This is a genomic window from Streptomyces sp. NPDC058246, from assembly GCF_042881985.1.
Lineage (GTDB): Bacteria > Actinomycetota > Actinomycetes > Streptomycetales > Streptomycetaceae > Streptomyces.
Genome location: NZ_JBHVWZ010000004.1, coordinates 19024 through 33171 on the forward strand (window position 1 = coordinate 19024; position 14148 = coordinate 33171).

At 70.2% G+C, this 14148-nt stretch carries 13 protein-coding genes and 1 pseudogene; 8 read left to right on the forward strand and 6 right to left on the reverse strand.

Going from position 1 to position 14148, the window contains the following annotated elements; translation table 11 throughout:
- Positions 1-18 precede the first annotated feature (18 nt).
- Complete coding sequence (locus tag ACFVXA_RS07310) at positions 19-714, forward strand: L,D-transpeptidase family protein (protein WP_383746602.1); 696 nt, start codon at positions 19-21, stop codon at positions 712-714.
- 30 nt (positions 715-744) lie between these two features.
- Here the strand turns inward: ACFVXA_RS07310 and ACFVXA_RS07315 are convergent, their stop codons facing one another.
- The gene (locus ACFVXA_RS07315) at positions 745-1947 is read right to left on the reverse strand and encodes a Gfo/Idh/MocA family protein (RefSeq protein ID WP_383910378.1); all 1203 of its coding nucleotides are present in this window, start codon (positions 1945-1947) and stop codon (positions 745-747) included.
- A gap of 108 nt (positions 1948-2055) precedes the next feature.
- Between ACFVXA_RS07315 and ACFVXA_RS07320 the strand changes: the two are divergent.
- A pseudogene (locus ACFVXA_RS07320) lies at positions 2056-2940 on the forward strand (ROK family protein); the annotation flags it as partial.
- Positions 2941-3011: 71 nt separating this feature from the next.
- Positions 3012-3200 carry a hypothetical protein gene (locus ACFVXA_RS07325; RefSeq protein ID WP_362021542.1) on the forward strand — a complete coding sequence of 63 codons (189 nt, stop codon included), beginning with the start codon at positions 3012-3014 and terminating at the stop codon, positions 3198-3200.
- A gap of 72 nt (positions 3201-3272) precedes the next feature.
- On the opposite strand, the gene ACFVXA_RS07330 is transcribed toward ACFVXA_RS07325, so the two are convergent.
- On the reverse strand, positions 3273-4661 hold the full coding sequence (locus ACFVXA_RS07330; protein WP_383746604.1) for a S1 family peptidase: 1389 nt from the start codon (positions 4659-4661) through the stop codon (positions 3273-3275).
- A gap of 138 nt (positions 4662-4799) precedes the next feature.
- On the opposite strand from ACFVXA_RS07330, the gene ACFVXA_RS07335 reads away from it, so the two are divergent.
- A complete protein-coding gene (locus tag ACFVXA_RS07335) occupies positions 4800-5558 on the forward strand; it encodes a type 1 glutamine amidotransferase domain-containing protein (RefSeq protein WP_390024131.1) in 759 nt (252 codons plus the stop codon).
- A gap of 175 nt (positions 5559-5733) precedes the next feature.
- Here the strand turns inward: ACFVXA_RS07335 and ACFVXA_RS07340 are convergent, their stop codons facing one another.
- Together ACFVXA_RS07340 and ACFVXA_RS07345 are read right to left on the reverse strand one after the other, a co-directional pair.
- Entirely contained in the window at positions 5734-6972 is a 1239-nt protein-coding gene (locus tag ACFVXA_RS07340) for an IS701 family transposase (RefSeq protein WP_390024133.1), read from the reverse strand.
- A gap of 279 nt (positions 6973-7251) precedes the next feature.
- Complete coding sequence (locus ACFVXA_RS07345) at positions 7252-8598, reverse strand: NAD(P)/FAD-dependent oxidoreductase (protein WP_362021534.1); 1347 nt, start codon at positions 8596-8598, stop codon at positions 7252-7254.
- 237 nt (positions 8599-8835) lie between these two features.
- On the opposite strand from ACFVXA_RS07345, the gene ACFVXA_RS07350 reads away from it, so the two are divergent.
- The 4 genes from ACFVXA_RS07350 (at position 8836) to ACFVXA_RS07365 (ending at position 12339) form a co-directional block, all read left to right on the forward strand.
- The gene (locus ACFVXA_RS07350; protein WP_362021533.1) at positions 8836-9474 is read left to right on the forward strand and encodes an HAD family acid phosphatase; all 639 of its coding nucleotides are present in this window, start codon (positions 8836-8838) and stop codon (positions 9472-9474) included.
- Between the two features lie 56 nt (positions 9475-9530).
- Entirely contained in the window at positions 9531-9920 is a 390-nt protein-coding gene (locus ACFVXA_RS07355) for a PPOX class F420-dependent oxidoreductase (RefSeq protein ID WP_383910369.1), read from the forward strand.
- A gap of 329 nt (positions 9921-10249) precedes the next feature.
- Complete coding sequence (locus ACFVXA_RS07360) at positions 10250-10930, forward strand: helix-turn-helix domain-containing protein (RefSeq protein WP_362021527.1); 681 nt, start codon at positions 10250-10252, stop codon at positions 10928-10930.
- A 206-nt stretch (positions 10931-11136) separates the two neighbouring features.
- Positions 11137-12339, forward strand: coding sequence for a prolyl oligopeptidase family serine peptidase (locus tag ACFVXA_RS07365; protein WP_390024135.1), 1203 nt, complete (start codon positions 11137-11139; stop codon positions 12337-12339).
- Positions 12340-12700: 361 nt separating this feature from the next.
- Here the strand turns inward: ACFVXA_RS07365 and ACFVXA_RS07370 are convergent, their stop codons facing one another.
- On the reverse strand, positions 12701-13126 hold the full coding sequence (locus ACFVXA_RS07370; RefSeq protein ID WP_362021615.1) for a hypothetical protein: 426 nt from the start codon (positions 13124-13126) through the stop codon (positions 12701-12703).
- A gap of 167 nt (positions 13127-13293) precedes the next feature.
- Positions 13294-13962, reverse strand: a complete 669-nt coding sequence (locus tag ACFVXA_RS07375) for a TetR family transcriptional regulator (protein WP_384025090.1) — start codon at positions 13960-13962, stop codon at positions 13294-13296.
- Positions 13963-14148: the final 186 nt, after the last annotated feature.

Sequence of the window (14148 nt, forward strand, 5' to 3'; positions counted from 1 at the left end):
CGAGAGGGAAGGCCCGCCATGGGGGACATACGCAGACGAGGTGCCGTCGCGCTCGGGATCACCGGGCTGGTCGCGCCGCTCACCCTGGCGCTGGGCACGACGCCCGCGCAGGCCGCGAGCTGCACGACGCAGACCGGTCCGTACCAGAAGCAGGTGGAGAAGTTCCTCGGCCGACCGGTCGACGGCCGGCAGTCCACCGCCGACTGCAAGGCGATCCAGGCCTTCCAGACCAAGCACGGCATCACCCCGAACATCGGGTACGCGGGATCCGTCACCTGGGGCGTGATGGACCTGATGAACAAGCAGAAGGCCGTAGGGAGCAACCCCAACAAAGACGGCAAATGCCCCGTCAACAAGGGCCGCATCGCCTGCGTCGACCTGACGCTCCAGCTCAGCTGGATCCAGGACGGCAGCACCCTCGTCTACGGTCCGGTCCCGGTCCGCACCGGGCGCGACGGCTACGAGACCCGCACCGGCCTGAAGAAGATCTACTGGCGGGACATCGACCACGTCTCGACCATCTACAACGTGCCGATGCCCTACAGCCAGTTCTTCGACGGCGGCCAGGCCTTCCACTCGGTCGGCCTCAGCATGTGGAACCCGCCCGGCTCGCACGGCTGCGTCAACATGACCACGGCCACCGCCAAGAAGTACTGGTCGCTGCTGAAGAACGGCGACGACGTGTTCGTGTACGGCCGCAAGCCGGGCACCTGACGGAGCCCGGCTCACGCACGGGCCGAAACGTCACGCCTCCGGCGCGTCCCCGAAGTCCGGGATCTCCAGCCGCACCCCGCCCTGCCGTGCCGACTCGTGCGCGACGATGCCCGGCAGGGTGTAGCGGGCCGCGACCCACGCGTTCACCGACGGAAGGGTCCGGGTGTTGACCGCGGTCACGAAGTCGTCCACCAGGAAGTGGTGGCTGCCCTCGTGGCCGTTGTGCAGGTGGTCGAACTCCCGGGGGAGCCGCGCCCGGTCGTGCACGGGCGCCGATCCGGAGGTGAAGGCGGCCCGCAGCGCGGGCGCGATGTGCTGGAGCGACGGATCGTCGGGCGCGAGCGTCGGCTTGGGCTCCAGCAGCTCCGTGATGTCCCGCACCCCCTTCTTGTCCTGCCAGAAACTCACCGTGGCGAGCTGCTCCATACTGGCGTCCGTACCGAAGAACCGGAAACGCGACTCCCGGATGTGCGAGGGGTAGCCGACTCGCCGGAACTCGTTCGTACGGAACGAGCCCCCGCCCGCCACCTCGAACAGCGCGGTCGCGTTGGAGATGTCGTTGTTGAACTGGCTGATCTCCTTGTCGAACACACCGTCCCCGCGCTCGTCGCGCACCCCGATCGCCGACACGCTCACGGCGTGTGTCTGCCAGGCCCCGAGCACCCCGCCCACCGAGTGCGTCGGGTACAGCAGCGGGGGATAGCTGGCGGTCGCCTTCCAGTTCTCGCCGCCGCTGTACTGGTATGCCTCGTAGAACCCGAGGTCCATGTCGTGGACGTAGTCGCCCTCGGCGTAGAAGAGGCGCCCGAAGGCACCGTCGGCGATCTGGTCGCGGGCGTGCACCGTCGCCGGGTTGTACTGGCTGGTCTCGCCCATCATGTACGTCAGTCCGGTGGCCCGGACGGCGTCGATGATCGCCGCGATCTCCTCCTGGGTGATCGCCATCGGCACCGCCGAATACACGTGCTTGCCGGCCCGGAGACCCTGGAGCACCAGCGGCCCGTGGGTCCAGCGCTGGGTGAAGATCGCGACGGCGTCCACCGCCTTCGACTCCAGCATCGCCTCGTACGAGGGGAACGTGCCCGACAGCCCTTCGGCGGCCGCCAGTTCCGCGGCCCGCTCGGGGAGCAGATCGGTGACATGAACCTCGCCCACGCCGGGATGGGCGAGGAACAGCTTCGCGAACTGGCCGGAGAACTGCCCGGCGCCGACGATGCCGAGAGAGAACGTCATGTGCGGGACATCCTTCACTGGTGACTGGCTGCTGATGACGGGTGGTCGGTCCGTGGCTGGTGACGCTGAGCCGTCGGCCCTGGTTACCGGCCACTGAATTACGGGAGCACTGATTACATGGTCTACGGCGTCGTCACCATGCTCAGGAGCGACATCGTGGCCCGGCACGATCGCCCGCTCACCAGCCACGACCCCGACGAAGTCGCCGGCCTGCTCGCGGAGATGGCCGACGAACTGGCCCGCACCCACCCGCGGCTCGCCGGCATCGGCATCGGCGTGGGCGGCCTGGTCCAGGACCGCGCCGTGGTGGGGGAGTCCCCGTTCCTGCGATGGTGAGACGTCCCGTTGGCCCAACTCGTCGACGAGCGCACGGGGTTGCCCGTGGTGGTCGAGAACGACGTCGCCGCCCTCGTGGAGGCCGAGACCTGGTTCGGCGCCGGACGCGGACTCGACCGCTTCGTCGTCCTGACCACCGGCGCGGGCGTCGGCTACGGCCTCGTCCTCGGCGGCGAGCGGGTGCCCTGTGCCGAGGAGGACCGCGGCTTCGGCCGCCACTGGATCCTGAACCCCAACGGCCCGCTCAGCCCCGACGGCGAACGCGGCAGCGCGGTCTCCCTGCTGACGATCCCCAGCATCCGCTACCAGATCCGGGCCGCCACCGGCCGCGACATGACGTACGAGGAGATCCTTGCCCGCGCCGCCGAAGGGCACCCCATGGCCTTCCGGGTCATCGACGAGGCGGTCCGCGCGCTCGGCACCCTCGTCGCGCAGATCGCCGACTTCGCCATGCCGCAGAAGATCCTCCTCGCCGGAGAGGGCGTCGGCCTCGTCGACGTGGCGGGCCCGCTCGTCGAGGAGACCGTCCGCGCGAACCGCCATCCGCCGGCCGAGCCGGTCAACCTGGAGACCAAGGTGTCCGACTTCCACGACTGGGCGCGGGGAGCAGCGGTGTTGGCGATCCAGGTCCTGGTGCTGGGGGCGGCGGATGCGTGAGTGATGAGCTTCACGGTCCGTAATGTCGTCCGGTGTACCTTTACTCACATCGTCTTCACGCCAAGGCCCGTATGCTTCACACCATGTCCACCACTCCTGAAGCCGCCTCGGAGCGCTCCGCAGCCGAGGTCAACGAGGAGATCCGGGCCCTGTGGTTCCGGGCGGGCGGGACGCTCAGCATGGAGGAGCGGCGGGAGTACCAGCGGCTCGTCCTGGAGTGGGCGGAAGCCTCTCCGCAGTCGCCCACACAGGCGGCGTGACCGTCCAGGTCCCAGCTTCCGGCCTCCTCTCTGGGTGCCGCTGATCTCCGCGGGGGCGGCCGCCCTCCGATCTCAGCCCCAACTCTGCGAATACTGCCGTCGATAGGCCTTGCGGTCCTGTTCCGTGCGGATGTAGCGCGTCGCCACCAGCGCGATGAGACTTCCCGCGATGACCAGCAGGCCCGGTCCGAGGTTCCGGGGATCCGTCAGCCGGGACACGAGTGTCTCGGCGTCGCCGGTCGTCCCCACCGGTTCGACGGCGCCCGGTGCCGCGGAGCCCGGCGCGACCGCCGCGCCCTGCGACGCCGAGACCGACGGGGCGGGGGAGGACGCCCGGCCCGCCGCTCCGGCGGAGGCCCCCGGCTGCCCCGCGAGCTGCACGCCCAGCGCCGTCAGCGCCTTGGTGACCGGCTGGAAGAACGTCGTACCGCCCGAGGCGCAGTCCCCGTTGCCCCCCGAGGTCACCCCGAGAGCGATGCCCTCGGAGAACAGCGGGCCGCCGCTGTCGCCGGGTTCGGCGCACACGGTGGTCTCGATGAGCCCGGTGACCGTGCCCTCGGGGTAGTTGACCGTCGCGTTCAGCGCGGTCACTTTCCCGTCGTGCAGACCACTGGTACTCCCGCTGCGGAAGACCCGCTGACCCACGGCCGGATCGGCGGTGCCCACGATCCGTACGCCCTTTCCGCCGCCGATGCCCACGACATCGGCGCCCGTCGTGGGCTGCCGGCCGTTGTCGTACTGCACGAGCGAGAAGTCGTTGCCGGGAAACGCCGTGGTGATCGTCCGGCCGACCTGCTGGGTGCCCTGGTTGTCCGCGAACCAGACGGACCCGGCCGGGCCGCAGTGACCGGCCGTCAGGATGAACTCGCTCTGTCCGTTGGTCACATTGAAGCCCGCCGAACAGCGTCCCCCGGTCGAGAAGATCGGCTGCGCGCCGTTCAGCCGCGTGGTGAACGTGCCCTGGGTCCGCTGCATGCGTACGGAGTCCCCGATGCCGTCGGCGAGTTTCGTCATGCGCGACCAGTCGGCGGCGGAGACCGTGCTGTCGGCCTGCACCACCACCTCGTTCTTCGTGTAGTCCACGGCCCACGCGGTGCCCGCCACCCTCGGCGCCGAACTCAGGCTCGCCGTCGCGGACTTGAGGTCCGCCATGCTGTGCCGGACGACCTTGGCGCGGGCCCCCGCCTCCTTCACCTCGGCGGCCGCGGCCGCGTCGGTCACGGCGACGACAGGACGACCGTCGGACGCGATCCAGCTGCCCGCCGTGCGTGCGGTGCCCAGGCGCGACACCAACTGGGTGCCCATGCCGGCCGCGGCCTGCGCCGAACCTCCTGTGGCACGCGACGAGTCGGACGGTTCGCTCGCCATCGCGTGCGTCACCATCAGACCTCCGCAGAGCAGTCCGCCGACGGCCGCGAGTCGCGCCCCCCGTCGGACGATCCGTCGTCGTGCGTGCCTCATCCATGGGCTCCCGAAGCCGAACGGCACGGCGTCACCACCGCCGAGGGCCCCGGTCGAGAGCCCTCCTCTCATACGCGCGCCCGCGCCGGTGCGTTCAGCGTCGGTTTCCCTGGACGACCGCCCTGTCATGATGGGCGCATGCGTGTGCTGATTCCGGTCCCCGACCGCGACTTCGACGTCACCGAAGTGGCCGTACCCTGGCGGATTCTGACGGAAGCAGGGCACGAGGTCGTCTTCGCGACCGAGCGGGCGGCCACCCGCCCCGCCGCGGATCCGAAGCTGCTGACCGGCGTGCTCTTCGGACAACTCGGCGCCGAGGCGGAACCCCGGCGGTTCTATCAGGAGCTCGTCCAGGCGCCGGAGTTCCGCGCCACCGTCTCCTGGGCGGACGTGGACGTCGAGGAGTACGACGGACTGCTGCTGCCCGGCGGCCACGCGCCCGGCATGCGGCAGTACCTCGGCTCAGCGGTGTTGCGGGAGCGGATCGCCCGCTTCTGGGCGCTGGAGCGGCCGGTCGGCGCAATCTGCCACGGCGTCCTCGTGCTCGCCCGCGCCCAGGACGCACAAACGGGCCGCAGCGTCCTGGCCGGCCGGCGCACCACCTGCCTGCCCAAGTACATGGAGCGCACCGCCTACTTCACCACGGCCTGGCGCCTCGGCCGCTACTACCGCACCTATCCCGCCTATGTGGAGGACGAGGTCAGGGCGGCGCTCGCCGACCCGGCCACACAGTTCGCGCGAGGTCCCCGCACGCTGACGCGGCGCGGCACCGCCCTGGACGACACCCACGCGTTCGTCGTCCAGGACGGCCACTACCTCTCCGCCCGCTGGCCCGGAGACGCCTACCTCTTCGGCCGCCGCTACCTCGCCCTGCTGCGGAGCACCGCCGGGCGTTAGTACTCCAGCAGTACTTCGTGGCTTGACCTGGGGAAACGTCGAGCGGTGGGAGTGTAGCGGGCAGGATGGCGTCACGGACGGCTTCTGCCCGCACGCCCCTCGAAGGAGTGCCCACGACGGCGGTAATGGCAGCGACGGGCCACCGCTTGGCGTCGTCGGCGCCAGTGCGACCAGCTCAACGCGTGGGTGAGGGTGTGAAGGTCTCGGGGTGTGTGAGCTGCCAGGAGTCGCCGCACTTCCGCCACGGTGAGCTCGATGACCACGGCATCCTCACCGACGGATCCCCTTTTTCGGCTGCTCGCGCGCTCATCACCGCGAGGAAGGTGTGGGCGAGCATGGCCAGGGTGATGTGTCGATACCAGCCGACATAGCGGCGGACCTCGTACTCGTCCAAGCCGCACTCGTTCTTCGCTGCCTGGAAACACTGCTCGATCGCCCACCGGGCGCCAGCGACGCGCACCAGTTCGTCCACTGCGACATCCAGCGGTGCGTAGCCGAGGTAGTAGGCGATCTCGTCCGGCCGGCTCAAGCTGCGCCGTGCCAGCGCCCACCGCCGACGGATCAACACGCCATCCTGGTGGTCGTACTCGGCCACTGGGCGCAACTGGACGGCCGCCCAGTCATATTCGCGCTGCCCCTTCGCGCCCGCGCCGCAGGAACGGCGTTCCCATGCCTGGTGGGGGGCCTGCTCGAAAGCCCTGTCGATGCGTGGGCCGGCCAGGGAGAACTGGGACTTGGGGACGGCCAGGACATAGCCGACGCCGGAATCTTCCAGCATCCGGCGGAAGCGGTTGTCCTGTCCGTAAGCGGCGTCCGCCGTGACCCAGGCGATCGGCAGCGGCGAGGCCAGGGTCCTGCGGACCATCGTCGCCGCGAGGGTGTTCTTGGTGGCGAACTCCCGCTGATCGGGGACCTTGGCCGCGCAGCAGCGGTCGAGGTCGTCGGTCCAGGACTTGGGCAGGTAGAGCTCGCGATCCACCAGGGCGCGGCCGGCTGTGCTGGCGTAGGCGGCGAAGACGCCGATCTGGCAGTTCTCGGTGCGGCCGGCGGTGCCGGAGTACTGCCTTTGGACACCGGCGGAGGTAGTGCCCTTCTTCAGGAACCCGGTGTCGTCGATGATCAGTACCCCGTCGGGGCGGCCGAGGTGTTCGGCGACGTAGGTCTGCAGGTCGTCGCGGATGTCGTCGGGGTTCCAGCGGGCTCGGGAGAGCAGGTGCTGCAGTCCGTCGGGGGTTAAGTGCCCGGCGTGTTCGGCAAGTTGCCAGCTGTTCTTGCGGGCCACCGGGGCGAGCAGTGCGCGCACGTAGTCCCGCATGCGGCGGCGTGGCTCGACGCGGCCGAAGTGGTGCCCGATGGTGGTGAGGAGATGGTCCAGGTCGCGGTCCCAGGTCTCGGCCGTCTGTTCGGTGATCACGACCCGAGGCTTCCCAGGGCCCGGGGCGACTTGCCGTCGTGGGCACTCCTTCGAGGGGCGTGCGGGCAGAAGCCGTCCGTGACGCCATCCTGCCCGCTACACTCCCACCGCTCGACGTTTCCCCAGGTCAAGCCACGAAGTACTGCTGGAGTATTAGGCCCTGTCCGGCGGATCATGACGGAGTCGCGGGGTCTGGGCGCGTGCGGCGGATCACGACGGAGACGCGGGGTCCAGGCGTGTGCCGGACGCTGGGGCGTGCGGCCGGTCGGGGCACGAGCGTCAGACGCGTGTGCGGGCGGCCACCTCCTCCGGCGTCAGATAGACGTCGGTGTGCTCGAAGTCCCGCAGGGTTCCCTTCTTGTCGGCGAGGAACCCGGTGCGGACGAAGTCGTCGCCGGCGACCGCGTTGAGGAACCAGTTGGCGCCGGTACGGAACCGGGCCGCGCCGGTGCGCAGCGCGTACAGGTGGTAGCCGCGGGCCACGACCTGCGCGAGCACGCCCTTGAGGCCGATGCCGAGCGGCTTGGACACCGCGTCGTGGCCGCCGAGGTCGACGACGAGACCGAGGTCCTTGTGCTTGTACGGCGTCGTGGGCTGCCCGCGCAACAGCGCGGCCAGGTTCTTCGCCGCGTGCCGGCCCTGCCGGGCGGCGTGCTGGGCGGTCGGCACGCAGTACGAGCCGTCGCCCTTGGCGAGGTCGGGCACGGCGGCCGCGTCGCCCAGCGCGAACACCCCGTCCAGACCCGGCACCTTGAAGTCGGGCTCGGCGAGGATCCGGCCGCGCACGGTCTCCGCGCCCAGCGAGTCGACCAGCGGGCTCGCCGCGACACCGGCCGTCCACACCAGCGTGCGCGAGGGCAGCACCCGGCCGTCGGTGAGGGTGACCTTGTCCTCGGTGACGGAGGCGACGGAGGTCTCCAGGGAGATGTGCACCCCGCGTTCGCTCAGCAGACTCAGCGCGCTCGCGCCCAGCTTGTCGCCGAGTTCGGGCAGCAGTTTGGGGGCGACGTCGACCAGATGCCACTTGATGAGGCCGGGGTCCAGGCGCGGGTGGTAACGCTTGGCCGCGGCGGTGGTCAGGCGCTGCAGACAGGCCGCCGTCTCGGTGCCCGCGTAACCGCCGCCGACCACCACGAACTGCAGCCGCGCCGCCCGTTCGTCCTCGTCCGACGTGGCCGCCGCCAGGTCGAGTTGGGCGATCACATGGTCACGCAGATACACGGCCTGGGCGAGCGTCTTCATACCGCGCGCCTCGTCCAGCAGGCCGGGGATGTCGAAAGTACGGGTCACGCTGCCCGGGGTGAGCAGCAGGTAGTCGTAGGGCAGGTCGACTGTTTCCCCGGTGATCTTGCGGACGAGGCACACCTTGGATCCCGGGTCCACGCCGATCACCCCGCCCGGCACCAGCTCGGTGCGGCGCAGGATCCGGCGCAGCGACGGCGCCACGGACTGCGGGGTGACCACACCCGAGGCGACGTGTGGCAGCAGAGGCAGGTAGAGCTGGTAGTCGTTCGGGCTGACCAGGGTGATCCGGGCGTCGCCGGGAGCGAGGGTACGCTCCAGCCCGCGCGCGGCCTCGACACCGGCGAAACCCGCGCCGACGATGACGATCTTCGGTGCGTCCATCCGAGCAGCCTCTCTCCTTGAGCCGACACCGCGGCCCGCCGACCGCGAGCCCAGGCTCACATGGGACGGCCCCGCCTGCCACCCCACCACGGGGCGGGGAGCGCGGCCGCCGGATTCTCTACCGGGCAGTAACTCCTTCTTCCCCTTTCGTACATCCTCATGCGCGATCATGTCGGGCGCGGCGAGGTCGAGGTACCTCGCCGCTCCGACGTGACGAGGCGTGAGAAGGGGACGGGAATGACAGGACGCGGTGTGGGGCGCCGGATAGGCGCAATCTCGGCAGTCGTGGCTCTCGGCATCGGAGGGACGGTCACCGCGGCGGGGTCCGCCAGCGCGGCCCCGGTCCAGCCGGCGGCGAGCACGACCGCGGCACAGGCCGGCGTCGACTACGCCACCTGGCAGCGGGACGTCCAGGCCGTCATCGACCAGGCGCGGCCGTACGTCGAGCAGCGCACCGCCGACGCCGCCGGACAGAAGCTCGCCCTCGTCTTCGACATCGACAACACCACGCTGGAGACGGACTTCCACTCCTGGTACGAACTGCCCACCCCGGCGGTCGAGGCCTCCCTGGAACTCGCGCGCTACGCCCACTCCCGGGGCGTCGACATCTTCTTCGTCACCGCCCGCCCCGGCATCATCGCCAGCGAGACCAAGTGGAACCTGGAGAGCGTCGGCTACCCGGTCTCCGGCCTCTACGTGCGTGATCTGCCGGATCTCTTCGACGAGGTCAGCGCCTACAAGACCAGCAAGCGGGCGCAGATCGAGTCCCTGGGCTACACGATCATCGCCAACGTCGGCAACAACACCACCGACCTGGTCGGAGGCCATGCCGAGCGCACCTTCAAGCTGCCCGACTACGACGGCCAGTTGTCCTGAGCCCGGCGGTCCGGGCGCCGTGCGGCGCCCGGACCCACCCCGCTTACACTTCGGCCATGGACGAGGCCTCGCTGGACACGCTCGCTTCGGGCAAGTACCTGCTGATCACGAGCTACCGCAAGAACGGGACGGGCGTCGCGACGCCCGTGTGGGTGGTGCCGGACGGCGCGGCGCTCGGCGCCTGGACGGGCGCGGACACCTGGAAGGTGAAGCGGATCCGCAACCGGGCCGACATCCTGGTGGGCCCCTGCGATGTGCGGGGCAGGCCGACCGGCGACCAGATCCCCGCCACGGCCGAGATCCTCGACGCCGCCGGGACCGCCCGCTATCGGCAGCTCATCGCCCGCAAGTACGGGCTGATCGGCCGTCTCACCCTCTTCGGCAGCCGCCTGCGACGCGGCGAGCGCGGCACGGTGGGCATCCGCATCACGCCGACGTCCCTTTGACCTGACGTACCGCGCATGACCTGACGTACCGCGCACCGCTCCCGGTCGGTACGCGTGGACCAGTACGCGTAGACCAGTACGCGTGGACCAGTACGCGTAGACCGGCCCCGGGTCCAGGAGTTGTTGCTGCCGGGTGCGGACGACGAGGCTCGTACGGCGGTCGAAGGTGCCGTCCGCGCGCAGGTGGAGGTGCGGGCGGTGCCGGCGTACGCGGCGAATCTGCCGCCCACACTGCTGAGTCCGGCCAGATGGCCGGGCTGATCGCGTGGTCGCCCGGCTGTAGCATGAAACCGGACATTCACCTCCGCTCTGGGAGTCAAGCGATCGAGATGGCGTCGAGCCCCGGCACCAACCGGCCCCCGCTGCGACGGGACGCCGAGGCCAACCGCCGTCGTATCCTCGCCGCAGCCCGTGAGGTGTTCCGGGAGCGGGGCACGGAGGCGAGTCTCGCCGACATCGCCGCCCATGCCGGCCTGGGTCTGGGAACCGTCTATCGGCGCTTCTCGAACAAGGAAGAGCTGGTGGACGCGCTCTTCGACGACATGACCGACACCCTCGTCGCCGTGGCGGAAGAAGCCCTGGCCGACCCGGACGCCTGGCACGGGCTGGTGACGAGCATGGAGAGGGCCTGCGAGATCCAGGCCTTCGACCGCGGGCTGCGCGAGGTGATGCTCGGATCGGCGGCGAGTCCGCAGCGGCAGGCCCAGGTGCGGGCACGGATCGTGCCGGTCATGGGCGCGCTGATCGCCCGGGCGCAGGACCAGGGCTCGCTGCGCGCCGATGTCGTGCCCGTGGACCTGCCCATGATCCAGCTGATGGTGGCCGCGGTCACCGACCGCACGGGCCGGCCCGATCTGTGGCGCCGCTATCTGCGGCTGCTCCTGGACGGCCTGCGCGCGGAGCCAGGCGCGGCCTCCGACCTTCCCGAAGTCACCTTCGGGGACTCCGAGTTCATGGATGCGCTCGACGAGTCGAGCGCTCGTGAGGCCCGGGACCGGGCTCCGCGGTAGCCGCGCGGGCGCGGCCCTGCCGACCGACCGTCCCCCGCCACCTCGTGTCCCTCCCTCCCTCCCCGCAGATGACACGCGCGCTCCTGCGGCCTGTCACCCTGCCCGGACACAAGCGGGAATCCCATTCCCACTTAGTGCTACCGTGAGGGTAGAAGTGGGAATAGCGTTTCCACTTATGGCGCTCGGGCGACGACCGGAGGAGAACCATGCCCAAGGGAGAGAACAGCGATGTGGCCGGGTGCGGGAGGGTCAAGCGCGCGAGTGTCGGACTCGCGGCATCCGTCGTGCTCGGACTGACCCTCGCGGCCTGCTCCTCCGGTGGCGGGAGTGCGGGCGCCGGGGCGTCCTCCGCCAAGGCGACGGAGTGCCCGTCCTCTCCGGCAGCGGGCACTCCGGCGGGGGGAGCCCCGAGTGGGGCGGCGGCCGGACGCGCGTCCATCCCGGTCGCGAAGACCGTCAGGGCGAGCGACACCAGCACGAGCACGGTCATCGACCCCACCGGCGCGCAGATCCGGTGCGGGAAGACGGAGATCGCCACGCACAGCGACCTCGTCTACTCCACCCCGACCACCAACGGGAAGAAGGCGGAGCTCAAGCTGGACCTCCAGGTCCCCGTGACCGACGGCAAGAAGCCCCTCGTCGTCTATCTGACCGGAGGCGGTTTCGTCATGGCGGACAAGAGCGCCAATGCGAACCAGCGGACCTACGTCGCCGAGCAGGGGTACGCCGTCGCCAGTATCGAATATCGGACCGTCACCAGTGGGGCCACCTACAAGGAGTCCGTCCAGGATGTGAAGTCGGCGATCCGCTATCTGCGGGCGCACGCCGACGAGTACGGCATCGACTCGGCGAACGTCGCCGTCTGGGGGCAGTCCGCGGGCGGCTATCTCGCCGCGATGGCCGGGACCACCCATGGCGTCAAGGCGTTCGAGGCCGGTGACCATCTGGATCAGAGCAGTGAAGTGCAGGCGGTCGTCGACGAGTTCGGGGCGTCCGACCTGTCCATGATCGCATCCGACTTCGACGCGGCCACGCAGAAGAGCTATCTGGCTGCCGGTACCAGCTCCGCGCGGTTCGTCTTCGGCCCCGACAGCAAGGCGTCGCTGAAGGACGATCCCGACGCCGTCGCGGCAGCCGACCCGGGCACGTACGCCGACTCGTCCGACCCCGCCTTCATGCTGCTGCACGGAAGCGACGACCACCTCGTCTCACCGAGTCAGACCCTTACCCTGCACAACACCCTGCGGGACAAGGGCGTCGACAGCACCCGCTATGTCCTCAAGGGCGCGGACCACGGCGACCTGGCTTTCATGGGAGGCGACCCGAAGAGTGGCCTCAAATGGTCGACCGAGGAAGTCATGGGCGACATCGTGAAGTTCCTCGACAAGCACCTCGGAAACGGGTCCTGACGGGAGGGGGGTTTCGAGGGCCACGGAAGTGGGGCGCGAGGGCCTCGGAAGTGGCCGAATGGGGCGGCCTCGCTAACGGGCGAGAGGGGTCTCGGTAGTGGGGCGAGCGGTTCGGGGCAGGGGCGCCGCGTGCCACTGCCGCCCGTGGAGAAGCTCCGTCTCCCCGTGGCTGACTGCCCCTCAGCCCAAGCTCTAGAAGGCCGTGTGTGCCGGGACCGTCAGCCTCACCGGCGCCCAGGACGCGATCATCGCCGACTGGACGACCGCGCTCTCCAGCCTCGGCCTCCGCTGACGATCCACCCCGGGCGCACTCTGGGCGACGCCCTCCGAACTCCTCGCCGGGGAGCCGGCGAGCGAGTGGTCAGACCCAGCTCCGATAGGGGCCGTCGACGAGTTGGAACACCGGCTGGCGGCGTACCGGGTCCTGGGCGGTGGCGAGTTGGACTCGGTCGCCGCTGTGCACGTCGGAGGGTGACCCCATGACCCTGCCCCGGACGGTGAACCCCTCGGTCATCTCGATGAGGGAGACATTGCGCGCCGCGGGGGTGTTGCGGTGGATGACCGTGGAATGACGCACGATGCCCGAGCCCGCGCTCACTTCCGTCCGCAGGTCGCTGCCGGCGCAGACGGGGCACAGGAGGCGCTGGTACATCGCGGTGCCGCACCAGTGGCAGCGCTGGAAGCGGAGCGCGTCCGCGCTGTGTTCCGCGGGGGCCGGGTCGAGCACGTCCGGCGCGGCTCCGGCCTCCGGGCGGGCGTTTCCGGTCCCCGGACGCGCGGTTTCGATCCCCGGATGGAGGGCGATTCCTGGGTGGTACACGTGGTCATCTCCCTGCGCTCGGCCGGAATCTGAAGGTGCCCGGATCGCCGTGCACACCCTCAGAGTATGGCACTCAGTGCCACTCGTAAAGGCACTCCGTACCCCTAATAAGAGCCGGCCCGAGCCAGGCGTGATCAGTCCCGCCCGAGGGTGGATTCGATCTCCTGGACGACGCGCCACATCGGCGCTCCGCGCCGGGAGATGACGACGACCACGTCATCCCGCTCGTCGTGCGTCGCGTCGCCCGGCGGGCTCCCGAAGGTCCCCCGCACATATCCGAGCGCGTGGTCCACCGCCGTCGTCGCGTCCCCCTGTCCGTCAGAACGCAGCCAGGACCGCAGGGCGTTGTTGTGCGCGGCGACCACCGCCGCGGCGATGACGTCGGCCTGCAGTGTGCCGTCGCGCCGGCCGGCGAAACGCCCGCGCAGGTACTCGGCGAGGGCGCGCTCGTAACGCCAGACGACCGACAACTCGTACGCGCGCAGGCCCGGGACCTTCTTGGTGAGGCGGTAGCGCTGCACGGAGAACGTCGGGTTCTCGGCGTACATGCGCAGCACGAGCCGGGCGGCGTCGCAGACGCGCTGCACCGGGTCGTCCGCGTCGGCGCCGGCGCCGAGAAATGCCGTCATGTCGGCCAGGCAGCGCTCGTGGTCCGGGAAGACCACGTCCTCCTTGGACGGGAAGTAGCGGAAGAACGATCGGCGGCCGACTCCGGCGAGGGCCACGATGTCGTCGACCGTGGTCTGCTCGTAGCCCCGCTCCAGGAAGAGCTGGAAGGCCGCCGCGACCAGGGCCTCCCGCATCGGCGGCTTCACGGTCGGCACGTCGCTGGGCTCGCGTCGCCGGGGTCCCTCGTTCATGAACGGCAAACTAGCATCGAAGCGAGGTCCCGATGGCACTCAGTGCGCCGTGAGGAGGGAACTGAGTTCCTCGGCGTTCCCCTCGCTGCTGGGGCTGGGGCCGGGCTGGGGCTGCGGGACTGGGGGACC